Source organism: Alysiella crassa DSM 2578 (assembly GCF_000745955.1).
In the GTDB taxonomy this organism is placed as follows: Bacteria; Pseudomonadota; Gammaproteobacteria; order Burkholderiales; family Neisseriaceae; genus Simonsiella; species Simonsiella crassa.
Map to the genome: position 1 here is coordinate 1 of NZ_JQKH01000106.1, position 7,001 is coordinate 7,001.

The following is a 7,001-nucleotide window of genomic DNA, read 5'->3' on the forward strand; positions in this document are numbered from 1 at the left end:
GCGGTTTAAATTTGGCTCCCCGAGCTGGGCTCGAACCAGCGACCTGCGGATTAACAGTCCGTCGCTCTACCGACTGAGCTATCAGGGAATGAAGATTGAATTATAGCGGAATTTGAAAATCTGTCAATTTATTTGTAAAACAAATTTTGATGTTTTTCAGTTAATAATTGTATTTTCTTACAATTTAATTTTCAGGTTGCCTGAAAATTTAAAATTTAATCCACCCCAATGTATTCGCAAACACCAGCAAAATCGCAATCGGCGCAATATAACGCAAAGCACCATACCAAATTCGCACCACCATTTCTGGTAAAGAACTGCCTTCACGTATATGCGCCCAAACTTGGCTGCGGTTTTGCACATAGCCAATAAACACGGTGGTCGCCAACGCGCAAATCGGCATAATCAGCGATGTAATCACAAAATCCCATAAATCAAAAATGGTTTTGCCAAACAATTTCACGTCCGCCATCGCACCAAACGACAGCGCAGACGGTATGCCAATAATCAAAATGGCGATGCCTATGCCCCAAGTGTGTTTGGCGCGTTTGCTCTGGTCGCCGCGTATGGTGGCGGCGATGACGGTCTCCAGCATGGAAAATGCGGATGTGAGCGTGGCAAATGTTACCAAAATCATAAACACGGCAAACAAAATCGTACCCAATGGCATTTTTTGGAACACGGCTGGCAGTACCATGAAAATCAAACCCGGCCCTGCGTCTGGTTTGAAATTAAAAGCAAATACGGCTGGGAAAATCACCAAACCCGCCAATAGAGACACCGCCATATTCATCCACATAATGCTGTTGGCGGAGCGGAACAGGTCGCTTTTGCGGTCAAGATAGGCGGCATAGGTCGCCATGGTGGACACGCCCAAACTCAAGGCAAAAAAGGCTTGCCCCAATGCAGTCAGCAAAGTATTGGCGGTTACCGCGCTGAAATCGGGTTTCAGCAGAAAGCTGATACCCGCCATCGCATTGGGCAAAGTCAGCGAGCGAATCGCCAAAATAATAAACATGATAAACAAGGCAGGCATCATGTAGCGGTTGGCTTTTTCAATGCCTTCGGAAATGCCTTTGCGTACCACCCAGATGGTGATGAGCATAAACACGGCTTGGTAGGCAATGGCTTGGGCGGGGTTGCTGATGGTTGCACCGAAGAGTTGTTCGTAATTGGTGCTGGCGTTCAGGCTGCCTGAAACGGCGTGGACGAAATACGCCAACACCCAGCCACCCACCACGCTGTAAAATGACAACAGCACAAAGCAACCAAACACGCCCACACGCCCAATCCACGCCCACGCGGTTTGGTTGGGGGAGAGTTCTTTGAGTGCGTCAATGGCGTTTTTTCCTGTTTTGCGCCCAATGTAAAATTCGGCGAGCAACACGGGCAAGCCCACCAGCACGGTAAACAGTAAAAAAATCAAAAAGAAAACCGCCCCACCGTTGGTGCCTGCGGTGTAGGGAAATTTCCAAATCGCGCCCAAACCGATAGCAGAACCTGCGGCGGCGAGTATGAATCCGAGTCGTGATGTCCAATGTGTGTTCATGATGAAACCTGTTTTAGGTGGATTAATGAGTTTTCAGGCTGCCTTTCAATGCACGACAAAAATCACGGTAGGGTGCGCCATGCGCACCAAACACACCACAATATTTCAATAATTTCAGCCACTTGGTGCGCACGGCGCACCCTACATAATTTGTGATTGAACAATTGGCGTGTACTGTAAAGCTGCCTGAAAATAAAGCAATGGATTGTAACAAGTTTGGCTGTTTTTGTTAATTTACCATTATTTCGTTACACTATAACATTAATCATTATATAATCTCGGTTTTCCCAGAAACAACTTAAATAAGGTTTTTATCATGAAATTAAACAAAATCAGTATTTTAGTAATGGGCTTGGCGTTTTCAGGCAGCCTGTGGGCGGAAACTTTGCCTGTGGTCAGCAGCTTCAGCATTTTGGGCGACGTGGCAAAACAAATCGGTGGGGAACGCGTGAGCGTGAATAATCTCGTGCCGGCCGATGGCAATGCACACGGCTACCAATTGACAGGCGGCGATATTAAAAAATTGTCTTCAGCAAAATTGATTTTAATCAATGGTTTGGGTTTGGAAAATGGCGATGTGGTTCGCGCGGTGAAAAACAGCAAAGTGCCTTACGCTGAAGCCGCCGCAGGCATTACGCCCATTGAAAACCACAACCACGCTGGGCATGACCACGCTGGACACGACCATCATCACGAAACCGACCCCCATGTTTGGCATGACCCTGTTTTAATGCAAAAATATGCCGCTAATGTGGCAAAAGCCTTGATTGCCGCCGACCCAGCAGGGGCAAAATATTATGAAACGCGTTTTAAAAATTATTCCAATGAATTGATTAAATTGGATAATTTTGCCCGCCAACAATTCAACAGCGTGCCTGCCGCACAGCGTAAAGTATTGACAGGACACGATTCTTTTGCCTATTTGGGCAAACGCTACGGCGTGAAACTGATTTCGCCACAAGGCACCAGCACCGAAGCGCAACCATCGGCGAAAACCGTTGCCGCGATTATCCGCCAAATTAAAGGCGAAGGCGTGAAAGCCGTGTTCACGGAAAACATCAAAGATGGGCGCATGGTGCAACGCATTGCCCAAGAAACAGGCGTGAAAGTGGGCGGCAAATTGTATTCAGACGCGCTCTCCAAAGACGCGAATGCGCGAACCTACACCGATATGTTCCGCTACAATGTACGCATGATGAGCGGCGCGATGAAATAATTTGTCGTTTAACTGATTTTTGTGCCACAATCAGGCTGTCTGTTTTTTCAGGCAGCCTGAAATTTTTTGTATAATTATTTTAAATTAAATCAAAATGTTAAATCCAAATATTATTCTGATTAACGCGCCTGTGGGTGCATTGGAAACGATTTATTTGCCCGCACAAGGCACAGAACGCGGCGTTGCCGTCATCAACCACCCCAACCCCACGCAGGGAGGCACATTCACCAATAAAGTGATTCAAACCGCCGCCAAAGCTTTGAGCCAAATGGGTTTTCATTGCTATTTACCCAATTTACGCGGCACGGGCAACAGCGCAGGCACGCACGATTATGGTCGCGGCGAAACCGAAGATTGCATTGCCGTAATTGATTTTGCTCGCGCCCAACATCCGCAAGCGGCGCAATTTGTGTTGGCGGGATTTTCCTTTGGCGGCTATGTGGCGACTTTTGCCGCTCATCAGCGCGAACCTGATTTGCTGTTGCTGATTGGCGCAGCAGTGGGGCATTATGACGCGACTCAACCCCCCGCCCCACACGTTCCCAATGTCCACAAAACGCTCATCATTCACGGCGCAGACGATGAAGTGGTGGCACTCGCCAAACCGCTCCAATGGGCGGCGGCGCAGAATTTGCCCGTGATTGTGTTGCCCGAAAGTTCACACTTTTTTCATGGCAAACTGATTCAATTGCGCGACACCATCAATCGCTTTGTGCCAACGGTTTTGGGGTAAACCCTATTTTTCAGGCTGCCTACTTTTTCAGGCAGCCTTTCATTACCCTACAAATTTTTGTCTACCGCTCATCTGTTCCCTCTCCTGTGGGAGAGGGTTAGGGAGAGGGTAAAACTTTCAATGCACCACGATTTTTCCCTCTCCCAAAGGAGAGGGGGGTAGATTGCTGTATTTCAACGATTTCAGGCAGTATTTCATTTTTTTGTAGGGTAGCGAAAGGCAGCCTGAAAAGCAAATTACTCAACAAAACAACAAATTAATTGAATCCAGCTATCCGCCCATTCCCCAAATTCATCAACAGCTTTTATCGCTAAACAAACTCCTGTAGAATACGACACATTCCGCCCTCATCAAGCATAAATAAAATAAGGACGTTTAGATGAACGAAACCCTTCTCATCATCATTGCCGCATTACTCACGGTGTTGGTTGCCGTTTTTGCTTACAACATGATTCAGGAAAGCCGCTATCGCAACAAAATTCGCAGCCAATTCGGGCATTCCGACCAAGACGCACTGATGGGCAGTCAAACCCAATCCGTGCGTGATGGTCGTTCCTTGTCGCACGAAAAAATCAGCAGTCCCGAAGCCCCTGCTCCCATGCTCAAACCAAGCATAGTCGGCAAAAACACCCCTGTTACCAAAGATGACGATGATATTGATTTAAGCGAATTATTGGACGATTTGGACGATTACGATGACGACAAATCCCGTCAAAACAACCCAGCCAGCTATTCCAGCGTGGGTTTGGATTTGCCCGAACCCGAATTGACCAATAATGTCAAAGCCAGCGAATTGCCTGCACCATCGGGCGGTTTTATGAGCGGTTTACGCGCCACTTTCAATCGCATGCTCAACAGCATTAGCGATGACGACACCCCACAGAACGCGTCCACCGCCAAAACCAAAGAAACCGAATCCATTGGAGAATTGGAAGATTTAGACGATTTGGACGTTTACGATGAAACGCCTTTACCTGAACCGAGCGCATTACTGATTGATTTTGAAGATTTAAAACGCAGCCGTTTAACTTGGTTTGATAAACGCATTGATTATTTAACTTATGTTTCGCTGCGTGAGCCACAGGAATTATTGAGCGTACCACGCTTGTCCAATCGCTACCGTGTGCAAGTCATTGGCTGCACGATGGACGGCTCATTCCAAGTTGCTGAACCCGTACCAGGTGTGTTGTACCAAGCATTTGTGATTGGCATGCAAGCGATTAACCGCAATGGTTTGGTGAGCGAGCGCGAATTGAATTTGTTTGGGCAACAAGTTGAACATTTTGCTGAAAACATGGGCGGCGACGCGCTGTTGGAAGACACGCAAGCATTCCTAAATGTTGCCAAGCCTTTGGACGAATTGTGCGCCCGCGTTGACCAAATCATCGCCATTCATTTGGTGTCGCGTGTCAGCATTTTGGGCAGCGAATTGCGTAATAGTTTGGAAAAATTGGGTTTTCAATTGCAAGACGGCGCGTTTGCGTATTTGGATGAAAAAGGTCGCGTGAAATTCAACGCGGTAACTTTGGACGGCAGCGAATTCACGCCGCAATTGTTGGCGAGCCAGCCTTACAAAGGCTTCAGCATGTTGTTTGACATCACCCATGTGCCATACGGCGAGCAGCATTTTGAAGAATTTGTGAATTTGGCGGTTGCCCTGTCGCAAAGTCTGCATTTGGAATTGGTGGACGACCAAATCCAGCAAGTTTCAACCGATTGGCTGAAAAACATTCGCACCTTTGTGTTGGAAAAACAATTGGAAATGATAGACGCGCATATCCCATCGGGTGGCGAATTGGCGCAACGCGTTTTCTCATAAATTTATTATTATTCAAAAATTTAAGGCAGCCTGAAAACTTTTCAGGCTGCCTTAATTTATATAAACCCTAATTAAATCGCGCTGGCAAAAGCCTGAATAATCGGCTCAAGCAAAGCATGTTTGGTTTTCAATGCTGCTTTATTAACCACCAAACGACTGGAAATATCTTCAATATGCTCAACAGCTTGCAAACCATTTGCCTTCAAAGTGCCGCCTGTTGACACCAAATCCACAATCGCATCACTCAAACCCACCAACGGCGCCAACTCCATTGAACCATACAATTTAATAATATCAACGTGAACGCCCTTTTTGGCAAAATGCGCCGCCGCGATATTGGGGTATTTCGTTGCCACACGCAAACGGTTGCCCGCCCGAGAAGCTGCCGCATAATCAAAACCTTGCCGCACCGCTACCATCATTTTGCACGCCGCAATTTGCAAATCCAAAGGCTGATACAAACCTTCGCCGCCATGTTCAATCAACACATCTTTGCCCGCAATGCCAAAATCCGCCGCGCCATATTGCACATAAGTCGGCACATCGGTCGCGCGCACAATCACCAAACGGATATGTTCATGATTTGTCGCAATAATTAATTTGCGTGATGATTCAGGATTTTCCGCAGGCTCAATGCCCGCCGCCGCCAAAAGGGGCAAAGTTTCTTCAAAAATGCGCCCTTTGGAGAGCGCGATAGTCAAATTTTGCGACATAAAATACTCTTTAAATTTAAATAGATAATATTTTTCAGGCTGCCTAAAAATAACCATTGCCGTAGGATAAATAAAAGGCAGCCTGAAACATTATTCAGCCAATAATTTTTTAATATCTTCCGCGATTTGTTCACTTTCCGCGCCATAGGGTTCAAATATAGCCGTTTCCCCATTTTTATCAATCAGATATGCGCCAGAAGTATGGTCCACATTATACAAAGTATCGGATTTAATTTCTGTTTTGGCTGATACAATGCGATATTGTTGTTTAATTACCGCAATATCTGCGCCTTTATTCGTATCGGTTAAACCAATGAATTCTTTATTAAATTGTTTGGCGTAACGCCCAATTAAATCAGGCGTATCGCGGTCGGGGTCCACGCTCACAAACACTACTTTCACATCTTTCGCCTGTTCGCCCAATTTTTGCAAGGCTTCGCTGTAGCTGAACAATTCGGTTGGGCAAACATCGGGGCAATTGGTAAACCCAAACGCCAACACCACCACTTTCCCTTTCAGGCTGCTTAAAGTAAACGGTTTGCCATCGCCATCGGTGAGCGTGAAATCGCCGCCAATATCGTCTTTGCGAATGTCCACCGATTTGGGCGAAGCAGGTGTGATGTCAGACGCACTTTGGGCGACTTGGGTGGCTGCCGAAGCGGCGGCGGGTGCGCTGCTCGCGGCGGGCGCAGAAGCCGATGGCGGATTATTGGGCGCAGACGGATTGCAGGCTGCCAATAAAACGGTTGAAATCATCAATGCAATTTGTGAACGCGTCAACATGGTATTTCCTAATCATTATTTGAATTGAACATATTGGCTAATGATAACGCCGCCACTTGAAAACTGCAAATGCAAAAAATCCCTTGAACCGAAATTCAAGGGATTGTAAATTGGCGCGGTGGACGGGGCTCGAACCCGCGACCACTGGCGTGACAGGCCAGTACTCTAACCAACTGAGCTACCACCGC

General features: G+C 46.9%; 6 protein-coding genes and 2 tRNA genes. 3 read left to right on the forward strand and 5 right to left on the reverse strand.

Going from position 1 to position 7,001, the window contains the following annotated elements; translation table 11 throughout:
• Positions 1-12: 12 nt before the first annotated feature.
• Positions 13-88: transfer RNA gene (locus Q338_RS11540), tRNA-Asn, on the reverse strand.
• A gap of 120 nt (positions 89-208) precedes the next feature.
• Positions 209-1,549 (reverse strand): sodium-dependent transporter, encoded by a 1,341-nt coding sequence (locus tag Q338_RS11545; protein WP_034295590.1) that lies wholly within the window; start codon positions 1,547-1,549, stop codon positions 209-211.
• Positions 1,550-1,865: 316 nt separating this feature from the next.
• On the opposite strand from Q338_RS11545, the gene Q338_RS11555 reads away from it, so the two are divergent.
• The 3 genes from Q338_RS11555 to Q338_RS11565 all read left to right on the forward strand — a co-directional run bounded on the left by Q338_RS11555 (position 1,866) and on the right by Q338_RS11565 (position 5,317).
• Entirely contained in the window at positions 1,866-2,765 is a 900-nt protein-coding gene (locus Q338_RS11555; protein ID WP_051968632.1) for a metal ABC transporter solute-binding protein, Zn/Mn family, read from the forward strand.
• 94 nt (positions 2,766-2,859) lie between these two features.
• Positions 2,860-3,498, forward strand: a complete 639-nt coding sequence (locus Q338_RS11560) for an alpha/beta hydrolase (RefSeq protein ID WP_034295594.1) — start codon at positions 2,860-2,862, stop codon at positions 3,496-3,498.
• Positions 3,499-3,877: 379 nt separating this feature from the next.
• Positions 3,878-5,317: a cell division protein ZipA C-terminal FtsZ-binding domain-containing protein gene (locus Q338_RS11565; protein WP_034295596.1), complete on the forward strand. Its 1,440-nt coding sequence runs from the start codon at positions 3,878-3,880 to the stop codon at positions 5,315-5,317.
• A 71-nt stretch (positions 5,318-5,388) separates the two neighbouring features.
• On the opposite strand, the gene hisG is transcribed toward Q338_RS11565, so the two are convergent.
• The 3 genes from hisG to Q338_RS11580 all read right to left on the reverse strand — a co-directional run bounded on the left by hisG (position 5,389) and on the right by Q338_RS11580 (position 7,001).
• Positions 5,389-6,030, reverse strand: a complete 642-nt coding sequence (gene hisG, locus Q338_RS11570) for an ATP phosphoribosyltransferase (RefSeq protein WP_034295602.1) — start codon at positions 6,028-6,030, stop codon at positions 5,389-5,391.
• A 90-nt stretch (positions 6,031-6,120) separates the two neighbouring features.
• The gene (locus Q338_RS11575; protein ID WP_034295598.1) at positions 6,121-6,813 is read right to left on the reverse strand and encodes an SCO family protein; all 693 of its coding nucleotides are present in this window, start codon (positions 6,811-6,813) and stop codon (positions 6,121-6,123) included.
• 111 nt (positions 6,814-6,924) lie between these two features.
• Positions 6,925-7,001 (reverse strand) — tRNA-Asp (locus Q338_RS11580).